General features: G+C 45.1%; 13 protein-coding genes. 6 read left to right on the top strand and 7 right to left on the bottom strand.

Annotation, left to right across the window (positions count from 1 at the left end; all coding sequences use genetic code 11):
• Positions 1-6: 6 nt before the first annotated feature.
• The 5 genes from ACSUPM_RS07530 to ACSUPM_RS07510 all read right to left on the bottom strand — a co-directional run bounded on the left by ACSUPM_RS07530 (position 7) and on the right by ACSUPM_RS07510 (position 6,504).
• On the bottom strand, positions 7-1,455 hold the full coding sequence (locus ACSUPM_RS07530) for an alanine/glycine:cation symporter family protein (protein ID WP_025651020.1): 1,449 nt from the start codon (positions 1,453-1,455) through the stop codon (positions 7-9).
• An 89-nt stretch (positions 1,456-1,544) separates the two neighbouring features.
• The gene (locus ACSUPM_RS07525; RefSeq protein ID WP_025651019.1) at positions 1,545-3,041 is read right to left on the bottom strand and encodes an aldehyde dehydrogenase; all 1,497 of its coding nucleotides are present in this window, start codon (positions 3,039-3,041) and stop codon (positions 1,545-1,547) included.
• A 111-nt stretch (positions 3,042-3,152) separates the two neighbouring features.
• A complete protein-coding gene (dapA, locus tag ACSUPM_RS07520) occupies positions 3,153-4,034 on the bottom strand; it encodes a 4-hydroxy-tetrahydrodipicolinate synthase (RefSeq protein WP_201583634.1) in 882 nt (293 codons plus the stop codon).
• 104 nt (positions 4,035-4,138) lie between these two features.
• Positions 4,139-5,386: an NAD(P)/FAD-dependent oxidoreductase gene (locus tag ACSUPM_RS07515; protein ID WP_201583635.1), complete on the bottom strand. Its 1,248-nt coding sequence runs from the start codon at positions 5,384-5,386 to the stop codon at positions 4,139-4,141.
• Between the two features lie 131 nt (positions 5,387-5,517).
• The gene (locus tag ACSUPM_RS07510; protein ID WP_201567236.1) at positions 5,518-6,504 is read right to left on the bottom strand and encodes a proline racemase family protein; all 987 of its coding nucleotides are present in this window, start codon (positions 6,502-6,504) and stop codon (positions 5,518-5,520) included.
• Between the two features lie 375 nt (positions 6,505-6,879).
• Between ACSUPM_RS07510 and ACSUPM_RS07505 the strand changes: the two genes are divergently transcribed.
• Positions 6,880-7,695 carry an AraC family transcriptional regulator gene (locus tag ACSUPM_RS07505; protein ID WP_227687582.1) on the top strand — a complete coding sequence of 272 codons (816 nt, stop codon included), beginning with the start codon at positions 6,880-6,882 and terminating at the stop codon, positions 7,693-7,695.
• Positions 7,696-7,705: 10 nt separating this feature from the next.
• Here the strand turns inward: ACSUPM_RS07505 and ggt are convergent, their stop codons facing one another.
• A complete protein-coding gene (ggt, locus tag ACSUPM_RS07500; protein ID WP_436879817.1) occupies positions 7,706-9,652 on the bottom strand; it encodes a gamma-glutamyltransferase in 1,947 nt (648 codons plus the stop codon).
• Positions 9,653-9,913: 261 nt separating this feature from the next.
• Here ggt and ACSUPM_RS07495 point away from each other — a divergent pair, with 261 nt between their 5' ends.
• Together ACSUPM_RS07495 and ACSUPM_RS07490 are read left to right on the top strand one after the other, a co-directional pair.
• Positions 9,914-11,968: a hypothetical protein gene (locus tag ACSUPM_RS07495; protein ID WP_201616976.1), complete on the top strand. Its 2,055-nt coding sequence runs from the start codon at positions 9,914-9,916 to the stop codon at positions 11,966-11,968.
• Positions 11,969-12,012: 44 nt separating this feature from the next.
• The gene (locus ACSUPM_RS07490; RefSeq protein ID WP_436879816.1) at positions 12,013-13,746 is read left to right on the top strand and encodes a hypothetical protein; all 1,734 of its coding nucleotides are present in this window, start codon (positions 12,013-12,015) and stop codon (positions 13,744-13,746) included.
• A 141-nt stretch (positions 13,747-13,887) separates the two neighbouring features.
• Here ACSUPM_RS07490 and ACSUPM_RS07485 read toward each other — a convergent pair whose 3' ends face one another.
• Positions 13,888-14,421 (bottom strand): Spy/CpxP family protein refolding chaperone, encoded by a 534-nt coding sequence (locus ACSUPM_RS07485; RefSeq protein WP_436879815.1) that lies wholly within the window; start codon positions 14,419-14,421, stop codon positions 13,888-13,890.
• A 267-nt stretch (positions 14,422-14,688) separates the two neighbouring features.
• On the opposite strand from ACSUPM_RS07485, the gene ACSUPM_RS07480 reads away from it, so the two are divergent.
• From ACSUPM_RS07480 to ACSUPM_RS07470, 3 genes are all read left to right on the top strand, one after another.
• Complete coding sequence (locus ACSUPM_RS07480) at positions 14,689-15,375, top strand: response regulator transcription factor (RefSeq protein ID WP_025651010.1); 687 nt, start codon at positions 14,689-14,691, stop codon at positions 15,373-15,375.
• Between the two features lie 41 nt (positions 15,376-15,416).
• A complete protein-coding gene (locus ACSUPM_RS07475) occupies positions 15,417-16,949 on the top strand; it encodes a sensor histidine kinase (protein ID WP_436879814.1) in 1,533 nt (510 codons plus the stop codon).
• 498 nt (positions 16,950-17,447) lie between these two features.
• A complete protein-coding gene (locus tag ACSUPM_RS07470; RefSeq protein WP_436879813.1) occupies positions 17,448-23,450 on the top strand; it encodes a YadA-like family protein in 6,003 nt (2,000 codons plus the stop codon).
• Positions 23,451-23,511: the final 61 nt, after the last annotated feature.

Raw genomic sequence — 23,511 nt, 5'->3', positions numbered from 1 at the left:
TAATATTTAACGCTTATCATGTTTATCACTATAAGCTATCCAAAAGTCTGCGTTTTCAACGCCTGCTTTTCTAGGGTCAAAGACAGGATCGAGTCCTAGCTTCATTTGCTCGTCGTAGTCTTTTAACACTTTTAACGCCGTTTTGCTGAGTAAGACGATGGCGATGAAGTTAAGGTAACACATACTGCCGAAACCAATATCACCTAGCGCCCACATAACACCGACTGATTGCATACTACCAGTGAAGCAGATTATTAAGAATATAATTTTTAATATTGGCTTTAGTACTGGATAGCGTAGCTTGCTATCCAAATAGACTAGGGTGGTTTCAGCGATGTAGTAATAAGCAATCAAGCAAGTAAAGGCAAATAAGAAGATAGCAATAGCAACAAAACCGCTACCGAATTGACTAAATACCGTTGATACTGCGGCTTGAGTAAATGCGGTTCCAGCTGCAATGCCAGGCATGTTTTCGACTAAGACCAAGCCTTCGGCAGGAATAACGTTATACATGCCGGTAGACAAGATCATAAGCGCAGTTGCAGTACAGACGAGAACCGTATCAACATAGATAGAAAAGCTTTGCACTAAGCCTTGTTTGGCAGGGTGAGAGACTTCTGCAGCAGCGGAGCTGAAAGTAGCTTCGCCTGCACCAGCAACGTTTGAGAATACAGCACGGCGCACACCCCAAGATATTGCTAAACCAACAATACCGCCAAAGACAGCATCCATACCAAACGCACTTTTGAAAATAAGAGCGAACATAGCAGGTAGGTTTGAGGCATTAAAGGCCAAGACAATAACCATCAACAGAATATAGCCAATTGCCATAAAGGGCACAACCGTGCCAGCAAAACTGGCGATACGTTTGACACCGCCAAAGATAATAAAGGCCAATAGAGCAACGATGATGGCACCAGTTATGACGGGTGGGATATTAAAGGCGGTATTGAAAGAGTCGGCAATGGTGTTGGCTTGCACGCCCGGCACCAAAACACCATAAGAAAGACAAGTGACTGCTGCTACTAGAATAGCGAATGGCTTCATCTTTAGACCACGTTCGATATAGAAGGGCGAGCCGCCACGATATTGATCATCGACCGTATGCTTATAAACCTGTGCAAGGGTAGACTCAATAAAAGCACTCGCACCGCCAAGTAAGCCCATGACAATCATCCAAAATACCGCTCCTGGACCACCCGCTGCGATAGCGGTGGCCACCCCTGCGATATTACCAACCCCAATACGACCTGATAACGCCATACAAAAGGCTTGGAAAGAGCTAATACCTTGGGTTGAAGTTTGCTTATCAAACAACAGTCTAGTCATCTCTTTGAGATAGCGAAACTGGACACCGCGAGTCATCACGGTAAAATAAATGCCGACACCGAGTGCCAAATAAACTAACGCATCGCTCCATATATAGCCGACGATGGTATTAATAATCGCTTCCATGGCCTTACTTCCCTGTAAGTATGTGACTAAAGGCTTAAATCATTTAAGCTGTTGTTTTAATTTATGACTGTACTGACTGAACACGCTTGTTAATTAACTAACCAAATAGTCTTGGTCTGTGCGTATTGTGATAAGGCTTCTAAACCATTGTCACGACCGCCAAACCCTGATTGTTTATAACCACCAAATGGCGTCGTGATATCACCTTCTGAAAAACCGTTGATTGAAACAGTACCTGCTTTAATGGACGATGCCACACGATAAGCGCGCTTGATGTTCTGTGTATAAAAAGAAGCGGCGAGTCCATAGTTGGTTTCATTGGCTAATTTGATGGCTTCTTCTTCGGTCTCAAAACTCGTTACCGCCAGCAAAGGACCAAATACTTCTTCCTTGAACAAAGTCATATCGGCTGTAACATCATCAAAAATAGTCGGCTCAATATACCAGCCACTGCCTAAATCTTCACGAATGTTGCCACCTGCAACGATCGTTGCGCCTTCCTCTTTAGCAGTCTGTAAATAATGTGAAACTTTGTCAAAATGGGCTTTTTCAATCATAGGACCAATGGCAGTATCAGGATCGTAGGGTGAGCCGACCTTCCAACCTTTTAGACCGTTTTTTAGTTGCTCAAGTAGCGCTTGTTTTTGGCTGCTGTGAACTAATAAGCGTGAGCCGCAGCTACAGTTTTCACTCATATTCCAAAACGCGGCTGATAGGATATCGTTAATGGCGGCGTCATCAAGTACGGCATCATCAAAGACTATTTGTGGGCTTTTGCCGCCGCATTCTAAGACGATCTCTTTTAGATTGCTTTGGGCCGAGTATTGTAAGAATAGACGTCCGACCTCTGTTGAGCCGGTGAACGACACCATATCGACATCCATATGCTGGCCGAGTGCGGCACCGACATTTTCACCAAGACCGCAGACCATTTGCAGCGCTTCTTTGGGCACGCCAGCTTCATAGGCAAGCTCGGTTAAACGATAAGCCGATAGAGAGGTCAGCTCAGCAGGTTTAACAATAACGGAGTTGCCCATAATGAGAGCAGGGGCGACTTTCCAAGCGTACATTTGGGCTGGGAAGTTCCAAGGTAATACCGCACCAACGACACCAATGGGCTCTTGCACGATAAGTCCTAAAGCCGCGTTACCTGTCGGCGCGACTTTGCCAAATACCTTATCAGCGGCCTCGGCATACCATTCAAAAGTTTCAATAGTCGCTGGCATGTCAGTGTTTAAGCATTCGGTAATCGGCTTGCCCGCATCCACACAATCTAATGCTGCCAGCTCCTCGACGTGCTCATGCATGAGTGCACACCAGCGCTGCACAATAGCCTTGCGCTCAGCAGGAGCCAGACGACGCCATTCACCGTTTTCAAAAGCATCGCGAGCGACTTGCACGGCAGTATCGACATCATCGCTAGTACCTGACGCAATTTGACCGATAATACTGTTATCAATCGGCGTGTAATTGTCCAAAGTAGCGTCTGATAAGCCATCTGCTGCTATTAAGTGACCCGCCCATAATTGCTGCTGTTTTGCTTTCTCAAATACTTGTTGTTTGGTAGATTGTTGTTTGGTGCTCATTTTTCTAATCCTTATCTGCTAAGTTTGATGTCATCGATTCGAGATTTGAATACGGCATCAAATTTAGCGTGGGTTATCCTTAACATTGTTTTTACTAAGCTGAGCTGAGTGCTATTTAGACAGTAAGGCTAAAAACTCTGCTTTTTCGTCTTCTGGCATGTCAGTTAGTGGCACGCGAACTGAGCCGACATCCATGCTGCCTTTTAAACATCCCGCTTTGGCCTTTTGGTTGTAGTTGCCAGACTCCATAGAATGGATAGCAGGATAAATCTCACTCATGATTTGCTTGGCCTTATCCCAGTCGCCTTGCTGGGTGGCGTTAAATAATGCGACTTGTTCTGCTGGGAAGACGTTCGCTGCGCCTGCGATCCAGCTTTTTGCACCCCAAAAGAAGAAATCAACGGGCTGATCATCACAGCCACAAACCACATCAAAGTCATCAAAATTAGCTTGCAGCATGCGTAGCGCATGACTAAAGTCGCCGCTGCTTTCTTTTACACCGACGATGTTAGGATGCTTAGCTAGATGAGCAACAGTGTCAAATTCAATGGCAACGCCAACACGATCAGGGAAGTTGTACATAATAATCGGCAGCTCACTAGCATCCGCGACTTTTTCGAAGTGAGCGATGATGCCATCTTGCTCAGGTAAGCTATAAGGGGTGGCAGACAGCATCAGGCCGTCATAACCTAAGGCTTTGGCTTGTGCGGCAAGCTCAATAGAGTGGTCAGTCGATAAGCTGTTGATACCAGCAATCAGAGTGACTTTATTTTCAGCGCCTTTATTTTTTGCGGCTGCAGCGATAGTGGTTAATACGAGCTCGCGCTCTGAGGCCGAAAACGTATAGTACTCACCTGTGGTACCGCAAGCGACGATACCGGCTACGCCTTTGTCGATAAAAGCTTCGACCAGTGTCGTTAATTTTTGCGCATCAACGTCGCCGTTATTGTCGAAAGGGGTGACGATTGGGACTAAAATTCCATTTATGTTCATGAGACTATCCTTATTGGTGTTGATATTGATGGTGATTTAACGGGTAATGATTCAATGATGAATCGGTTGATTTTTACTTGGTTCATAACCGTTCGATAAGCACCTTATTGAAAGCGGGTAAGTTGATACGGTTTTGGATCGATAGTATGGTCTTCATCAAAATAGTATTCGGCAATCATTTGCGCACTAACGACAGCTTGCGTTAAGCCTAAATGCTGATGACCAAAGCTTAAAAATACGCGCTCGATTTTGTCGATGACTGGTAAGGAGTCTGCGGTCGATGGACGAAACCCCATCCATGACACGCTATCACTAGCATCTAACGGCGCTTTTAACATAGGCTGCGCTTGTTGTAATAGCATATGTGCACGCTGCATATTGGCAGGCGCGTCCAGTCCTGCGTACTCCACCGTACCCGCCAAACGTAGGCCGTCTTGCATCGGGGTCATGACAAAGCGTCGATCCAAACTCGATACGGGAATCTGTAAGCGCGCGCTTTCATGCGGTAGCATTAAGTGATAACCACGTTCGGTATCTAAAGGGATGTTGACGCCCGTTAATTGCTTGGCCAAGGCTTTAGAGTGGGCGCCTGCTGATAGCATCACTTTGGTCGCTGTCATATCACCTTGACTGGTGGTCAAATGAATACCATCTGCATCATTGGTCGCTGCAAGGACGCGGCAATGTTCAATGACATGACCGCCTAACTGTCTAAAAGTATGGTGAAGCTGATTAATAACGGCTTTTAAATTGGTGATATGTCCTGTATTTGGGAAAAATAACGCTGCTAACTGGTTCTCTTGTAAGGCAGGCTCACGCTCTAATAAATCCTCTTTGCTCAGCAGCTCATTGCTCACATCAATGTCATTGAGACGCTTACCGTGTGCTGTTAATAGCTCAAGACTACTAGGCTTTTCAACCGTTAATAACGAACCCTTTACTTGTATCCAATCGCCCAATTGCCACTGATCAGCAAAGCCTTGCCACGCTTGGAGGCTGTTTTGATTTAAGCTTAACAACGCTTGATGAATCCGCTCAAAGGGCTCAGGGCGCATATTCATTAGCAACTGCATTGCCCAAGGCATCAAACGCGGCAGATAGCGCCAGTCTATGCGCAGCGGTCCAGTCGGATTCAATAACATGGCGGGTACATGACGGAGCATGCTGGCATCAGCAATGGGGAATACTTGCTCGGTAGCGATATGACCTGCGTTACCTAATGATGCGCCTTGACCCACTTCATTGGCGTCCAGCAGTGCGACTTTTACGCCTCGCGCTTGCAATGTCACCGCAGCCGCTAGACCGATAATGCCGCCACCAATGATATGCAAGTCGACGTTTGAGGTAGTCATAATTTTTCTCGCTTACGTTCGTCGATTAAGCACTCTTGATAGTGTTTACGCGTTTATCAATAAATAAGGTCACTTAATAAGTTAAGCCACTTCATAAATCAGGTCATTTCATAAATAATGCTGAGAGCTCATTAAGACGGGATGCCCCATTTAAAAGGATCGTATTCTTGCACAATGAGCGTGGTCTCAGCACAAACATAAGCATGACCACGAATCGTTGGGATAATGGTCTGTGCAGGATAGGCCGTACCAGCTGCATTATTGAGCTTAGTTGCATATTGATAACTGCCAGTGAATACACTGCCAACAACACTTTGTTGGCGCCAGATTTGACCAGGCGCTAAGAGGTCGTCAGCAGCAAGGCAGGCAAGCTTGGCACTGGTGCCGGTGCCACAGGGTGAGCGGTCATAAGCAGCACCTGGACATAAAACGAAGTTTTTACTATCGACTTGGTCATCATCGCTATCGGCAAATAACTCGATGTGGTCAATCTCGCCGCCGTTTTTGCCGGTGATATTAGCAGCGATTAATGCTTGCTTAATTTGCATGGTTACTTGAGTCAATTTTTCGACATTATTTGCTTGAATGTCTTGTCCATGCTCACTGACTAAAAAGAACCAATTGCCACCCCAAGCGATGTCGCCACGGATAAGCCCTAATTCAGGAACGTGAACGTCAACTTGTTTTTTATAACGGTAAGAAGGGACGTTTTGTACACTACAGCTGCCATCATCATGTAAGGTTGCTTTAACCAGACCGACAGGAGTCTCTAGCCAGTGCACGCCTGCCGATATCTTTCGTTGATAAGCCAATGAGACGATAACGCCAATCGTGCCGTGTCCGCACATGCCTAAATAACCAGCATTGTTAAAGAAAATAACGCTCGCTGCGGCTTTAGGATTGGTAGCAGGGAAGAGTAACGCACCGACAAGAACATCATTGCCGCGTGGCTCTAAGATGATACTTTTGCGTAGATGATCGAAGTTTTGTTTGAAGTATTGCAGCTTATCTTGAAGAGTGTCGCCGACGAGTTCAGGAAAGCCGTCATAGACCATACGAGTGGGCTCACCGCCCGTATGAGAGTCAATAATTTTAAAATTAAATAATATAGAAGACATGACTGACGCCCTAATTCATCCGTGAAAAAGTTATATTCCGCTTTTTATGCATGAGACCTAATGGTTTTAAGTTAACAGCCAATAGTTGGTTGTTATTTTCTGAGGTCTATATATAGAGTGGACTTTTTTAGAGAGAGCGTCTTGGTGTTTTCTCATGGATAAATGCGTATTTCTGCATAGTGGCTCGGTGTACACTAGAGAGGTCTGTGCCTAAAAATTGGCAATAAAATAGTCAGTTCGAAATAAAGTCGATACGTTAATAGCTACGTGCTGCTGCGGTAAATTTTTCTTGCGTGCTGTTCGCCAGCGTGACATAGCCTTCGAGTTATGGATGTTTGGCTGAATGTAAAATTGATATGACAGGGATGAGATGCGATGACTGATGTAATAACAGATGTAATAGAAGATACCGCGCTTGCTATGCTTACCACGTCATTGCAGCAGAGTATGACTGTCTATCGTCCTGACAGCCGTGAGGCTTTTATCGGTAATGTCTCATTATTACTACCGCTGCTGAATACTTTGACCAATGTGGTATTTTTTGTGAAAGATGAGCAGGCGCGTTATCAGCTGGCAAACAAAACCTTGTTAAAACGCTGTCAGTTGAGTCAGCACGAAGATATCGTGGGATTTACCACAGAAGAGGTGTTTTCGCATCGACAGAGTAGGGATTATATTTTGCAAGATATGAAGGTATTGCGAGAGGGGAAGTCTATCGTTGATAACTTAGAGCTGCACAGTTATGCGTCCGGTCAGTTAGGATGGTGTATTACCAATAAACTGCCTATCTATAATAAGAGCCAACAAGTGGTCGCCATGGTTGGGATATCGGTCGATATTGATGAAGATAACGAGCGCGTTTTACGTAAACACGCGCGCTTGGCTGAAGTCGCTCAGTTTGTACGAGCACATCTTGATCAAAAAATAAATATCGCCCAATTGGCCGACTTGGCTAATTTAAGCGTATCGCAGCTAGAGCGCACCTTTAAGGCCGTACTGAATATGTCGCCATTACAGTTTGTGCAAAAGCTGCGCTTGGAGTATGCGGTGAAGTTATTGGCTCGTCATGAGGTGTCAGTGACTCAGATATCGTTGAACTGCGGCTACAGCGATCACAGTGCTTTTAGCCGTCAGTTCAAACAATTCACGGGTTTGTCGCCCAGCCAATTTCGCCAAACGCATTTATCATAAAAAAATCAAATCAATACCCAACGACTGCCGCATCGACAATACGTGGATCTGAAGATCCATACACGCCATTTGGGGTCAGCATAATCGATTGCGTTGAGCCCATGGCAGACTGCGGACTGACCTTATGTCCCATTGATTCTAGTTTTTTAATGGTATCGACATTAAGGGCTTTTTCGATACGAATCTCATCAGGCAGCCATTGGTCATGAATACGCGGTGCGTGAGTGGCTTCAGCGATATTCATGTCATGGTCGATGACGTTGGATATGACTTGTAGAACCGTGGTGATAATTCGGCTACCACCTGGGCTACCAGTAACGATGTAAGGCTTGCTGTCTTTGAATACCAGCGTCGGACTCATAGACGATAATGGACGTTTATTGGCTTCAACGGCATTTGCTTCACCGCCTAATAAGCCATAACCATTTGGCACACCCGGTTTGGCAGAAAAATCATCCATTTCATTATTCAATAAAATGCCTGTGCCATCAGCGACAAGACCTGTACCGTAAGAGAAGTTTAGCGTATAAGTATTGGCTATGGCATTGCCGTCTTTATCAACGACAGAGAAATGCGTGGTTTGATCGCTCTCATATGGTAGGGGATTGTTTGCTTTAATCGTCGAAGCTGGTGTGGCTTTGTTTGGATCGATTAGGCTACGCAGTTTATCCGCATAAGCCTGAGAGGTTAGACCACTGGTAGGTACGTCGATAAAATCAGAATCTCCCAAGTACTCAGCGCGATCCGCATAAGCGAGCTGCATCGCTTCTGCCATTAAGTGAATGGTTTGCGCGCTGTTTTGTCCGTATTCTTTTAGCGGATAACCTTCTAAAATATTTAAGATTTGGATGATATGAATACCACCAGAGGACGGTGGCGGCATAGAGACGATCTCATAACCACGATAGTCGCCTTTAACTGGCTCGCGAGCGATGGCTTCATAATTAGCCAAATCCTGTAAGCTCATACGACCACCCGCATCATTAACCGCTTTTACCAATTTCTTGGCCGTTTCACCTTTATAAAAGCCATCTGCACCTTTTGCGGCAATCAGTTTTAGCGATTTTGCCAATTCAGGCTGCTTTAAACGCTCACCGGGTTGATAAGCGCTGCCGTCAGGTTTAAAGAATATCTTTTTAGTGCTTGGCCATTTTTGTAAACGCTCGCTCAAGGCGGTGAGCGACTCGGACAAGCCAGCCGTGACTTCAATACCATTTTCAGCCAGTGCAATGGCTGGTGCCATCACCTGTCCGCGGCTCATCGTGCCATGTTCTTCTAGTGCTTTGAGCAATCCTGCTACTGTCCCCGGTACACCAACCGCTAGACCGTGATAGCGTGATAAATCACTGACAGCATTGCCTTCCTCATCGAGATACATATCACGAGTGGCAGCACTTGGTGCTTTTTCACGATAATCAAGCGCCACGGTCTTACCTTGCTTCGCGTCATAAATCATCATAAAACCACCGCCACCGATATTCCCAGCACGCGGCAAAGTCACTGCTAAGGCAAAGCCAACCGCGACCCCAGCATCAACCGCATTACCACCGTCTTTTAAAATCTTGAGTCCAATATCAGAGGCAAGCGCTTCTTGGGTGGCGACCATACCGTTCTTTGCCCAAACCGGATGATGAATCGCATCTTCAGAATAAATGGCTTGATCGGCATTGGCGTTGTTAATCGTGGAAGTAAGCGTATTGGTTTTGGCTCGTGTAACACGTTTGGTTTCAGACAACACAGTAGGATTATCAGCCATAATAGCGAGATTGATGGCGCTAGTATTAATCGATGTTGGGTTGATGGTAGTTGATTGATTGGTGGTTGGCTCAGCCGCATGAGCAGATAGCGATACTAAAAACGTACTGCTGATTAATAGAATAGCGGTTTTTATTTTTGCTCTGTTTTTAAAGTTATTTTGAGAAGCATTGATTTCATCTTTTGATATTAGATTTTGCATTATAAATTCCTTTTTGAGCAAGTGATGACACGTTTGGTCTGTAAAAATAAGACTGTAAAAATAAAGAGGCTAGAACGTTAGGGCGTGCCTTAATTGACATAATGATTAGCGCCACGTTTGCTAGATAAACAGTCTTATCAAAAATGCTGAAAATTTTTAAGAAATACGTTCTAATCTTACTAAATTGTAACGCATTGTGATATAAATAATAGTGCTAGAATTTATTCGTTATTGTCTGTCTATTTATAAGAAGAAATTACTATGTCATCCAACCATACTCATAAACGCGACCAACAGCGTCACTCTGGCATGGCTCATCATCAGTCATCTGCCCATAACTATAACCACAACAAGCATAATAAGCATTCATATCAGTCGCGCAAATTAACCTTTATAGCAGGCTGCGCATTACTGGTTGGCAGTGCGTTTGGGCTGGCAGGCTGCCAATCAAACCCAGCGCTATCATCATCTGCGGTATCAAAAAGCATGATTGATTTTAGTAGCGCTGATAGCACGCAGAGCCAAGCCCAAGGACGTGCATTTAATGCAAGCCGCACTGCCAAATCTGAGCGTTATCAACAATTATTTGACCAAGACAAATACCCCAATACCGACAATCAAGCCAAATCACATTTACTGGCGGCTATTCGTCAGCATCTGGTAACAGAACATGTGGCAGTCGCGCAAGCCAATTATCAAGCCGCACCTTTTATTGATCCAGATAGCATTGATGCAGGATCTAGTAGCTTGCTTAGAACGATTATAGAAGCTTATGCTTATGAGCCTGACGGCGATTATGATGAAAGTGCTTATGATGAAAGTGATCATGAGGACAGGCAAACTGAGGCTATGGCAGAGTTAGCAGCGGTAAGTATAGAGTCGAATACATGCAATAAAAATGATGACGATGACGCTTATGAAGTCTGTGTTGTAGAGGATATTAACTACGATGAAGACGGCTATGATCAAGACGGTTACAACGAATATGGCTACAATCGAGAGGGTTACGACATAGATGGCTATAATGAATATAGTAATGCAGAGGGCGGTATTCTCTCAGGGGTTTCAAACCTAAAGTCTAAAAATCTGTTAAAAAACTATGAAGCCATACAGATGGCAAAACAACAATCAGAGGCTGTAGAAGGTAGCCAATCATCAACGCCATCTACTGGCGTCATTGGTCAAATGCTGAGTATGTTCCATCGTACGCCTGAACAGATAGCTGCGTCAAATGCTTATCAATATCAAAATTTAACCTTTAATAGTGTCACTCAGTACAAACCCAAACAACGACAACTACAGAGCGTCTATAGCTATGACTATGTGACACCGACGATTAGCTCATCCATCCAGATACCGTTAGCGTTCGATTTTAACCATAGCAAAGTCACGGTAGACCCGTCTGCAATCATGCCTATCGTGGCGCTTGTTAATCCTGACAATACCCCTTTACCTAACCAAATGGCCTCGCATACTGTCAGTTTTGGGTTACCCGAGAGTATTACGGCGCAGCTACCGCCAGCAGTGCTTTATGATGCCGCCATCGCTGCCATACAGAGTAGCATGGCAGAGCTTGCGCCCGAGCACTTTAGCGCGGTAGATATTCGCAGTGATGCCTTTGCCAAAGAAGTCGGGGCGAGGCGTGCGGTAAAAGTCTATTTTGGCAGTAAGCAAAGCGGTGAGATGATTGGCAAGACTTTAAAATACATGACAAAGTCGCTACAGGATTATGTCGATGCCAATCCACAAAAATATCCTGATGGCGCTATGCTAAAAACCGCGCTGGCGAAAGTGCAGCTATACAATAAAGGCTATCAAAGTGCGGATGTGGGCGCGCTATTGCAGCTTATTGAGGCCATCGGTCCGATCTCTTTTAATCAGATAAATTATTATTATTTAGATAGCTCAGATCGCCTGCTTGCTAAGCAGCAGCGAGTAAATATCGGTGGCGATTTGATGGGTTCTACGACCACTGTATTAAACCAAGTACGCTATGATAAAAGCAGCTTTAATAACCACGCACTAACGCCTTTATTGACCGAGTCTTTTGGCGCAAATGCTAAAGCTGCTATCGATGGTAATGCATGGATCGCAGAGCAACGCCAACAAAAAGACAGGCTGCAAGCGGCACGTGATGCCCGCTATGATTATAGTGGTCGCAGTGGTGATTACGATGATGACGACTATGGTAGCGATTATGCGGATGATGATAGCAGCTATGAGGCAGCAGAATATGACAGTGTTGATCGTCAAGATGATAATGATATCGAAGACGATGCCGCAGATGATGCTGACAACAGGGTAGACGATCAATAACGCTATCTTGTCATGTTCAAGCCCATATTTATTAAGGATAAAAAATGAAAAAAGCACATCAAATCATTGCAAGTCGTCTTCCGTCAGCTAGCTTTCCGTCAGTTATCAATAGCCACCGCCTATTTGCTGGTACATTGATCACAGGGGCACTATTATTAACGGGTTGCCAATCTACCAGTCTCGAACAATCTAACGCGATAACTGCTAAGCAAACACCAGCGGCAGCCAAGACAGCATTGGCGACGGCGTTACAAAAACAGCGCCGCCAGTCCTTTAGCTACCATAGCAATTTTGAAATCAGTAACGAGCAACAGTTTAGCGATGTTGATAGCACGCAACTGGTGGCATCAGAATATGTGGATAGCTATTGTGATGATAGCCACGACCAAGCTTATGGGGCCTTATTAACAAAGGCGCAAGCACAGCATAAGGATATTGCAGCGACTGATTATGATGACCAGCGTGAGGCACTTAAACAGTCCTACCTAGCTTGTTCGGCTGCTTATGAGGCATGGAGAGACGCGCACTATGATAGTGAATCCTATGCCATTGATGCGGCAGCTGAAGACGTTGTAGATTCAGTAGCAGAGATGGAAACAACCGCGTCTGATATGGACTCGGCTCGTGAAGCAAGCGCTACGACTGTCTCACCCTATGTATCGCCCTATTATGAAAAGCTATTTAATGAATATGAGAATAAGCAGAGCAAACAAGATATCAAAAAGTCACAATTACTAGATGCTTATGTGCTAAAGCCACTGTCTATCAATGCACAAGGCATTTATCAGCCAATGGCTGGCAAGGCGACTATGCTGGTGAGCGCGCAGTATCAAGCGCGCAATCATCAAAGCAGTATCAATCAGCCAGTTTATATAGATTTTAAAAACGGTGATATTTATCTGTGGGCAGATAATTTTGCGATGCTCAATTCAGAACTGTTAGACGATAAGCTCGGCATAAAGTGGCGCAACAAGTGGTTAAAACTAGCCATTGATGACGGCACCTTACCCAAAGGCTTTGGTAGTGAATTGATAAAAAGCCACTTTGCAGCATTAGATGCCACATTTGATGCTGCACCTGTCAGCCAGTTTGATTATGTCGCCCCTAATACGCTAGCCTCGCTCTCTCCCAAGCTGCCCGCGCATCAGCTACCAGCCATGCTGGCAAGTAATCAAGTCATTCGCCGTGTACAAAGTGCTGAGAGTTATGAGCAGTTTTATCAAGACTACATGCGCATCATCTACGAGCGGCTAAGTCAGCGATATCCAGAACTGGTTAAAGAAAGCGCGGCTTACGAGGCAGGCGACACAAATGCTAAGAAATTTACCAGTAAAGCGTTAGTGCAGCAAATGTTGGCAATGATAAAGAATGACATAGATAGTGGCAGTGAGACAGTAGATGAAACAATGGCAGAGGCAAAAGAAGAGACGAAAGAAGGTACAATACTAGCGAAAGCAGAGACACAGCAGTTGTATGGCTTTGATAAGCGTGGTCAGCTCAAATGGCAGCATCTGCGTAGTGAGCTTCCGAGTGAAACTTCCTCTAATAATATGGTCATGGATATTTTGCAGCAGTATTCCGCTATCAGTACTAAAGACATGGCGTTTCCCAATTTACCAAACGAGGTACAAGTGCCTAATGCCAGTAATAGTATTGATGTGCGCGAGTATGGCAGCGAGTTGATGCAGTATTATCGTGATGGCAATGGTACTGCGATGGGTAAGATGATGTTTAGTGTCATGCCGATGGCTAAAGAGAAGTTCGGGACGATTGAATAAAAGCGGATTAATCGTAGGTAAGTTTAGTTAGTCGTTATTGAAATTAAAACCAAAAAAGCGCACCGTTTATACGATGCGCTTTTTAGTTTTAACACTTGTAAGACATTAACTATTAATACATGTCTCTGTATTGATAAAAGCTTACATGCCTTGATGTGGTTTGCCATGCATTTTACCGTGCTTTGAGCCTTTATAACCTTTAGCCATTTTTTCGGCTTGCAATTTGGCAAGCTTGGCGCGCTGCTCAGCGGTTAATACTTGCGAGATAGCATGTTGAGTTTGTACACGCTCAATAAAGCGTTGTTTGGTTTTCGCCGCTTGCTGGTCAGCTAGACGATTAACGGAGGCTGTATTCAATGTGCTGGCACTGGTCAATGCTTGCATTTGTTGCTGCATTTGCGTACGTTCTGCTTGGTATTTTGTACGGTCAGCTTTACGATCGCCGTGTTGTGCTTGCATGATGGCTTTGATTTGCGCTTGTTGCGTTGCTGTTAGATCTAGCTGCGACATTGGACCTCTCATGCCGTCTTTTTTCATGGCGTTTTTCATGCCATCTTTATGCTGCATTTTGCTGGTCGTTGGTGTGGTATCGGTGGTTGCATTCACACTGGTACAAGCTGTTACGGTGAAAATGCTAGACATTGCTAATACTGAGCCCATTAATAATTTTTTCATCATTATTACCTTAATTTATGGTGCAAACGTTATTGGTTGCGAAAAAGTCAGTTTTTATCTGATCAGCCTATGCATGGTAAGTGTCCCGGATAGCCACTATCCATCATTGCATATCATCAGTATTTGTCGCTGATAGCCGTTATGTTACGACAGTTAAAGGTTACGAACATTTATGAAGTATTAAGAAAGGTAACGTTTATAGCGAATGGATAAGCAATTGACTGATAATATGGCTAATAAAGCGATATAACGCTTAAGGAGACAGATGTGCCACACATATTACTAGGCGATGATGACGAAGAATTGACCCAGTTATTACAAGAGTACTTGCACAACCACGGGGTGACATGCGACTGCGTTCACGATGGTGAGGCGGTCATACAAAAACTTAAAGCGGCGATGAATAATGAGGCTGCTTACGATCTGCTAGTGTTAGACATTATGATGCCAAAAATCGATGGTCTTAGTGTGTTGCGTCAGTTGCCCAATATTAGTGATATCCCCGTGATTATGCTGACTGCCAAGGGAGAAGAGATTGATCGTATTATTGGGCTGGAGCTGGGCGCTGACGATTATATTACCAAACCTTGTAATCCTCGAGAGCTGCTGGCACGTATCAATGCCGTCATTAAGCGCACCAACGCGGCGGCATCAGAACATATGCCGCTACCAGAGAGCCGTTTACATCTGGATCAAAGCCAGCGGCTTTGTCAGATAGATGGCATAGAGTTGCAAGTCACTGGCACAGAATTTGATCTCTTGGTCGCGCTACTCAAACAAAAAGGCGAGGTCGTGAGTAAAGCGTGGCTGTCAGAGCATGTGTTGCAGCGAGAGTTACAGCCCTTCGATCGTAGTCTTGATGTCCACGTCTCGCGACTGCGAAAAAAACTTCAACCTTTCCACGATGAGCCGATAAAAGCGATTCGTGGTAAAGGCTATCAGTTGGTGCTGTGATGACGGACTACTCAATAAAAGCGTCAATATTTAAGATACGCATGACTCTATTTTGGCGTCTATTTTTAAGCTTATTGGTGACGATTTTGATCACCTCGGTTTTATCCATTATGGTGGAGCGCTGGCTCAGTGAAAAAGAGCTGAACGCTCGGATGGATGTGCAGATTGAGCGCTTATTGGTCAAGCGTGAAAAGCTGATTGCAGCGTTAGAAATAGGCGATTTACCCACGGTTAGAGATATGTATCGTCAAGAGCGACGATTGATGAGTCAGATTAGAGTCTACGATGGGCAAGGCGCTATCATATTTCCACGCTATCGGGACAGAGAGGATCAGCCAAAAGATCGGCAAGCACTTGATTATTCTATGGAAACACCGCCGAAACCTAACAATGCTTCATTTGCTCAGCCCGTTAATGAGATGCCCAGTGCTAAGCCGTCTTATTTCGAAAGCATTTTTCAGCCAGTGATGCCTAGTCGGAGAGCTGCGATAGCTGATAGCGATAATCGCCCTGAATTGGCTGACCTGACAGTTGCTTTACCGGATGAGCAGAGCGTTATCATACAGCTGCGTCCCCATCTGCGTTTTGCCGAATTGGTCGCGCTGCAACGCAGTCATTTTCCTGTGCGCTTGTTGCTGATAATTCTCTTTAGTATTTTGGTCTGCTATTGGCTCAGTCGTACCTTGACCCAGCGTATTCGCCGAGTGCAACATACCGTCCATCGCATGATTGATGGTGATTATCAAGTCAATCCAAACTTAACAACGATGGGAGATGATGAGTTAGGATTATTGGGTAAAGACGTGGCCCAATTATCGATACGACTGGCTGATAGCGAGCTGGCACGTAAGCAGATGCTCAGTGACATCTCGCATGAGCTGCGCTCGCCATTGGCGCGTTTGGATGTCGCCACTGAGCTGACGCGGGATTTTGCGCCCAATGCCAGTCGTTATCTCGACCGTATCGATAAAGAGTCGGCACGAATGAATGAGTTGATTGAGCAAATTATCCATATTCAATCGCTACAAATGCAGCAATACACCATCGATAATCTAGAAAGTGAGGCCGTCAATCTCTCTGAGATTATTAGCGACATTGCCCAAGATGTTTGTTTCGAGTTTCAACATAAAAACGTACGCTGGCAATGGCAGCCGCCTAGCTCCTCACTAAAAATATCACGAACGGATTTTTTGACAGAGTGTTGGACCATATCTGGCAATCAAGAACAGCTGCACAGTGCGCTTGAGAACGTCATTCGCAATGCCTTTATGCATACCTCACCAGCCTCTACCGTGATTGCTGAGATGACAGAAGTGCAGATGGACAATAAAACACCTGCTATCCAAATCAGTATCACTGACGAGGGCGGCGGCGTCGAGGATAAGGATGTAGATCGTATTTTTCAGCCCTTTGTCCGCCTCGATTCTGCGCGTCATCGCGAGACGGGTGGCTATGGCTTGGGACTGGCAATCGTCTACGCGGTTGTCATGGCGCACAAAGGACGAATCAATGTTTATAACCGCAAAGATGGCGTACAAGGGCTTGTGGTGCAGATAGTTTTGCCTATCGGATAACACTTATTTAACTATGACTTGTATATAGATTCACACACAAAGTGGTGCTTTAATACACAATATCAGTCAGTAACATATAGGGTCTGTTGAACATTCAAATGTGGCACTGGCAGTCCTAATATTTGAATGTTCAACAGACCCTATACAAATTTGTAATAAGAATATGAATCTGTGTTCAAAAAGCTGGACAATCAAGACTAGTCCATTTCTGATAAGACATTATATTCATTATTATGAATATAATGGACAAACGGTAGTAATTGGCTGATGAGTTGCATTGTTACTCTCTGTATATTCGGTAATACTAATATACAGAGAGTTATAAAAATGTTACAAAACAAAAACGTCTTATTTATTACACAGTCATGCAAGTGACACTCTAAAAAGGTTCATCCATATAAGCTTATAACCCGTTTTATTTTGTTATATCGACTCTCTACAAGATAGATAACGACTCTGATTTTTTAAATCCGATAAGTCTGTAAGGGAGTACACATTATGAACCGCATCTATAAAGTAATATGGAATGAAGCCTTGAATTGTTTCACTGCAGTTGGTGAATATGCTAAGGCACGTGGCAAATCTTCCAAATCTAGCGTGAGTGCAAACGCTACCATCAATACGACACCCAGTCTTTCATCCGTCAATAGTCTGCGCTTAAGTGCCATCGGATTAGGGCTGATAGCGGCTGGTTTTAGTCTTCAGGTGAATGCTGCCTCTTGCCATGCTGCTACAGAAGTAGAATGTGGGACTAATGCTACGGCAAGTCCTCTTCATGGCATTGCTATAGGTAAGAATGCCACAGCGTTCGGAAGTCAGACTATTGCCATTGGCGGAGGAAGTAGCGGTCAACACACCACCGCAATGGGTGAGCAATCTATTGCCATTGGTGCAAACGTTGTGACCAAAGGCGGATCTTCTATTGCCATTGGTGGTGACGATCTAAATGCCGCCTCTCAAGCCAATATTGATGGCACCTCAGCATCTGCAATCAATGGAGGTGATGTCAATACCGCATTCAAAGCTTATACGGGTCGTGACCTTGTTGAAGCGGGATATTACGTTAGAAATACCGAAGCTGGTGGTGCTGCTTCTATAGCGATTGGCTCAAAAGCGCTTTCTAAAGGTGCTTTGTCTACGGCTATTGGCGTACAGTCTTCCTCAGCGGGTGTTGCGTCCTCAGCCTTTGGCATGGGATCGTCAGCAAGCTTAGATGGTTCGGTTGCTTTAGGTGCAGGGTCAACGACTGCCACAAATGCAACCACTGAGTCGACCATGACCGTTGGCGGGGTCACACATACCATTGCAGGTCCTGCGATGCGAGTTGGTGATCAGGTCTCTGTTGGTTCAGTAGGATCTGAGCGTCAGATCAAACACGTCGCTGGTGGAGCGGTGAATGCAAGCAGCACGGATGCGGTGAATGGCAGTCAGTTGCATGCCACTAATACTACCGTTGCCGCTAATAAAACCAAATACTATAGCGTGAAATCAACGGGTGGTAGCAACGATGACAACCTAGGTGCCACGGGTGAAAACGCGATGGCAATGGGTCGAAACGCCAGTGCGACTGGCAGTCAAGGCATTGCCATTGGTAGCGGCGGCAGTGGTCAACACACCACCGCAATGGGTGAGCAATCTATTGCCATTGGTGCAAACGTTGTGACCAAAGGCGGATCTTCTATTGCCATTGGTGGTGACGATCTAAATGCCGCCTCTCAAGCCAATATTGATGGCACCTCAGCATCTGCAATCAATGGAGGTGATGTCAATACCGCATTCAAAGCTTATACGGGTCGTGACCTTGTTGAAGCGGGATATTACGTTAGAAATACCGAAGCTGGTGGTGCTGCTTCTATAGCGATTGGCTCAAAAGCGCTTTCTAAAGGTGCTTTGTCTACGGCTATTGGCGTACAGTCTTCCTCAGCGGGTGTTGCATCTTCAGCCTTTGGCATGGGATCGTCAGCAAGCAAAGATGGTTCGGTTGCTTTAGGTGCAGGGTCAACGACTGCCACAAATGCAACCACTGAGTCGACCATGACCGTTGGCGGGGTCACACATACCATTGCAGGTCCTGCGATGCGAGTTGGTGATCAGGTCTCTGTTGGTTCAGTAGGATCTGAGCGTCAAATCAAACACGTCGCTGGTGGTGCGGTGAATGCAAGCAGCACGGATGCGGTGAATGGCAGTCAGTTGCATGCCACTAATACTACCGTTGCCGCTAATAAAATCAAATACTACAGCGTCAACTCAATCGGTGGTTCCAATGATTTAAACGAAGGTGCAATCGGTTACAATTCCATGGCAATGGGACAGAATGCAAACGCTCAGGGTGATCAAGCCATTGCCATTGGTAGTAGCGGGATTGGACAACAAACGACTGCCAGTGGTCAGCAGTCCATCGCAATTGGTGCCAATGTAGTATCGATGGGCGCATCATCGATTGCCATTGGTGGCGATGATCTAGATGTCGCTTCAAAAACTAATATTGATGGCAGTTCTTTGTCAACATTAAACAGCGGCACAGTCAACGATGCATTCAAATCCTACACGGGTAAAGATCTGGTAGAGAGCAATCAATATGATGTCAATACTGAATCTGGAGGTGCTGGATCGATTGCCATTGGTGCAAAATCACTGTCTACAGGTGATCTGTCTACAGCCGTTGGTGTTCATTCTAACACATCGGGAACCGCTTCCTCAGCATTCGGTGTTGGCGCATCCGCGAGCAAAGATGGTTCAGTCTCTCTAGGTGCAGGGTCAACGACTGCCACAAATGCAACCACTGAGTCGACCATGACCGTTGGCGGGGTCACACATACCATTGCAGGTCCTGCGATGCGAGTTGGTGATCAGGTCTCAGTTGGTTCAGCCGGCGCTGAGCGTCAGATCAAACACGTCGCTGGTGGTGCGGTGAATGCAAGCAGCACGGATGCGGTGAATGGCAGTCAATTGCATGCCACCAATACAGAAGTGACTAATAACAGCACAGCCATTGGTTTAGGCCTCGACTTTACCGGTGACAACACAGCGACAACTGTCAACCGTCAATTGGGTCAGAAGCTTACCGTCAAAGGGGGTGCAACCACGGCATTATCGGACAACAACATCGGTGTTGTTGCAGATAACGTGAGTAACACCTTAACCGTCAAACTGGCGAAAAATATAGATCTAGGTGAGACAGGTAGTGTAAAAATGGGTTCGAGTTTTCCTATAGGGTTTGGTAATACTACGACCCTTGATCGTTCTGGACTCACAACTGGCAATATACTGACGAAGACTACAGTCGATGGCTTAGGTGTTAGAACAGGCAACGCTCTAGTTAATACTACCGTTACTGGTGTGGGAATTGCTGTATCAAGCCCTCTGTCTACCACTCTCATATCTAGCAATGGTCTGACCATTTTAAATGGCCCAAGCATCACCAAAAGCGGGGTCAATGCGGGTAATAAGAAGGTCGTCAATGTTTCTAATGGTACGGTTAGTCTAAATAGTCAAGACGCCATCAATGGTGGTCAGTTATTTAATACCAACCAACAAGTCACCAGCAATACTGGCAATATCTCGACCAATACCACCAATATTGGCACCAACGCTGACAATATTGCTAAAGGCATCAAATTTAATGTGAACGATGTAAGCAGCGGCGGCACGCTCAAAAAAACCTTTGCCTTAGGTGAAGAGATTAAACTTGATACGGACAGCAATTTAACGACCACAGCCTTGGGTAGTGGTGATGGTATAGCCCTCGGCTTGTCTCCAACTTTGACTGGACTCACCAGTGCAGACTTTGGCGGCGTTAATATCTCTACTACTGGCATCAATGCCAATGACACCCAGATCAAGGGAGTAAAAAGTGGTGGTGATACAGTCAGCAATGCGGCAAACATCGGTGATGTACAGATGGCTGCTGCAGGAGCGAGAACCAAAGTGGTTAAAGGAACGAATGTTGCCAGTGTTGATTTTTCAACCGATAGCGATACTGGACAGGACGTCTACACCGTCAATGCCAATGGCGCCAGTGTTTCTACTGCAGATGCAAATGCATTAACAGTAACCGCCAGTATCAAAGATCCTGATACCAATATCACTGATTACCAAGTGGATCTAAGCGAAGGCAGTAAAGCAAGCTTGGGCAAAGCCGATAGCGCGATGCAAACAGTAGTAACGCAAATCAATGGTTCTGATGTCAAAACTCTGAATAAGGACAATAACACAGCCAATTTTATTAGCGGTGACAATATTGTCTTAACCGCTGACGAAGGTGGTATTAAAGTTGCCACTGCTGCTAACTTAGTCTTAACCAGCTTGACCACAGGAACTACCGTTATTAACAATGACGGTGTCACCCTCACAGGCGGCAGTAACCAAACCGTCACGCTCAGTAATAACGGTCTAAATAATGGCGGCAACCAAATCACCAATGTCGCCGATGGATCACTAGATACTGATGCCGTTAATATTAGACAACTAAATGCAACGACTACAACGATAAATAAAGGTCTCGACTTCGATGGTGATACGGGTACTACCGTTAATCGTAAACTTGGTCAAAAACTCACAGTCAAAGGTGGGGATACTATCAATGCTGATCCAGCAACGAAAAACATTAGTGTCACCGCTAATGGAGATGATACCTTGACTGTTAAATTGGACAAAGATATTAATCTTGGTAATACAGGCAGCGTTACCACTGGAAATACTCAAGTTAATAATGCAGGTGTTACTTTATATAATGGTGATAATAACCAAGTAGCACTCACTAACAATGGTCTGAATAATGGCAACAACAAGATTACTAATGTCGCTGATGGATTGTTGAGCGCTACTAGTAGAGATGCGGTTAACGGTAGTCAGTTGTTTAAGACTAATGGTGAGATTGCCAAAGGCATCAAAATCGGTGATGGCAATAGTGCCAACGACCAGCAGTTTGCTTTAGGTGATACCATCAACGTCACGGGTGATAGCAATATTACGACGATGGCCTCGGCAACGGGTGTTCAAGTAAAACTGAATAACCAGCTGAACTTAGGCAATGAGGGTAGCATGCAGATTGGTGATAGCATTATGAACAGCAATGGCTTTACCTTTACTGACAATGGTCCCGGTAGAACGGTTAGACTGAGTAGTGGTGGTCTTGACAATGGTTTTAATAGAATCACCAATGTAGCTGCCGGTATGGCAGACACAGATGCGGCGACTGTGGGACAGTTGAACGCGACGACGTTTGCCTTAGACAGAGGTTGGGCATTAAGTGCACAAAGTGATACCGCTACCATGGTAAAACAGGGAAGCGCTGTTGATATGAACAGCAGAGATGGAAACATTACTATTTCTAGAACGTCGGCAAATGGTGGTGTAGCAAGTCAAGCTGGCCGAGCGGTAGACGCAAATGATATTAGCTTTGATTTAAACCCAGACCTAAATGTAGATAGCGTCACAGCGGGTGACACCGTTATTGACAATAATGGTCTGACTATCGCAGGCGGACCTAGTGTCACCAAAGCCGGTATCAATGCTGCCGATACTCAGATTACAAACGTGATGAATGGTGCTGTCTCTGAAGGTAGTAAAGATGCCATCAACGGTGGTCAGCTCTACGCTCAAGGCACTGGTATCAGTAGTATTATTGGAGGAGATACAGTCTACAATCCTGTAGATGGAACCTTTACGAACAATAATATTGGTGGTACTGGTCAAAATAGTATCGATGGTGCAATAGCTTCTATCAAGCAAGGTGAAGTTATAATCAATGAAAGCATCCAGACCAATACTACGAATATCCAAACCAATACCACGAACATTGCCACCAATACGGCCGATATCGTAACGAATACCACGAATATCGAAACCAACACGACCAACATTAAAGTGAATAAGGACAAAATAGATGCGGGTCTCAATTTTGGTGCAGATAGCGGCGCTACCATCAACAAACCAGTAGGTGATGACAGTGTCCTCACCTTCACAGGTGGCAATAACATCAGCACTACAGCAGCAGGCAGTAGTATTAAGTTTGATCTAAACGGCAACATCAACGTAGATAGTGTCAAGACTGGCAATACATCCATTAATAACAATGGCGTCACGATTGTCGGCGGACCTAGTATGACTGCAAGCGGTATCAATGCAGGCGATAGCCGCATTACCGGGGTTGCCAATGCTACAGAAGCCACAGATGCCGTCAATTTCGGTCAATTAAGTGCACTTGATAGCAGGCTCAATAATAACATGAGCGATCTAGGCTACAAAATTGGTGAAGTCGAAGATGATGCAAACGCGGGTATCTCGGCAGCCATGGCCATGTCTTCATTACCACAAGCCTTTATTCCAGGTAAGTCATTAATCGGCGGTGGTATTGGTACTTATAACGGAGAAAGCGCAGTGGCGATTGGCTTCTCGAAATTGTCCAATGATGGTCGTTGGGTCATGAAGGTAAACGGCACCGCTGATACCCAAGGTAATGCTGGCGGCTCGATTGGTGCTGGTTTCCATTTTGATTAAAGAAATCAAGCGCAGTATCGAATAAAGCAATTCGTTAATCATAAAAAAGCAAGGCATTAGA

The organism is Psychrobacter okhotskensis, from assembly GCF_965638355.1.
Lineage (GTDB): Bacteria > Pseudomonadota > Gammaproteobacteria > Pseudomonadales > Moraxellaceae > Psychrobacter > Psychrobacter okhotskensis.
Note: the sequence above shows the minus strand (reverse complement) of the source record. Positions and strands in the feature narration are given on the sequence as shown.

What these genes read in the sequence shown, in the direction of transcription:
- ACSUPM_RS07530 (WP_025651020.1), bottom strand. Translation starts at nt 1,455, where the DNA reads ATGGAAGCGATTATTAATACCATCGTCGGCTATATATGGAGCGATGCG.
- ACSUPM_RS07525 (WP_025651019.1), bottom strand. Translation starts at nt 3,041, where the DNA reads ATGAGCACCAAACAACAATCTACCAAACAACAAGTATTTGAGAAAGCA.
- dapA (WP_201583634.1), bottom strand. Translation starts at nt 4,034, where the DNA reads ATGAACATAAATGGAATTTTAGTCCCAATCGTCACCCCTTTCGACAAT.
- ACSUPM_RS07515 (WP_201583635.1), bottom strand. Translation starts at nt 5,386, where the DNA reads ATGACTACCTCAAACGTCGACTTGCATATCATTGGTGGCGGCATTATC.
- ACSUPM_RS07510 (WP_201567236.1), bottom strand. Translation starts at nt 6,504, where the DNA reads ATGTCTTCTATATTATTTAATTTTAAAATTATTGACTCTCATACGGGC.
- ACSUPM_RS07505 (WP_227687582.1), top strand. Translation starts at nt 6,880, where the DNA reads ATGACTGATGTAATAACAGATGTAATAGAAGATACCGCGCTTGCTATG.
- ggt (WP_436879817.1), bottom strand. Translation starts at nt 9,652, where the DNA reads ATGCAAAATCTAATATCAAAAGATGAAATCAATGCTTCTCAAAATAAC.
- ACSUPM_RS07495 (WP_201616976.1), top strand. Translation starts at nt 9,914, where the DNA reads ATGTCATCCAACCATACTCATAAACGCGACCAACAGCGTCACTCTGGC.
- ACSUPM_RS07490 (WP_436879816.1), top strand. Translation starts at nt 12,013, where the DNA reads ATGAAAAAAGCACATCAAATCATTGCAAGTCGTCTTCCGTCAGCTAGC.
- ACSUPM_RS07485 (WP_436879815.1), bottom strand. Translation starts at nt 14,421, where the DNA reads ATGAAAAAATTATTAATGGGCTCAGTATTAGCAATGTCTAGCATTTTC.
- ACSUPM_RS07475 (WP_436879814.1), top strand. Translation starts at nt 15,417, where the DNA reads ATGACTCTATTTTGGCGTCTATTTTTAAGCTTATTGGTGACGATTTTG.
- ACSUPM_RS07470 (WP_436879813.1), top strand. Translation starts at nt 17,448, where the DNA reads ATGAACCGCATCTATAAAGTAATATGGAATGAAGCCTTGAATTGTTTC.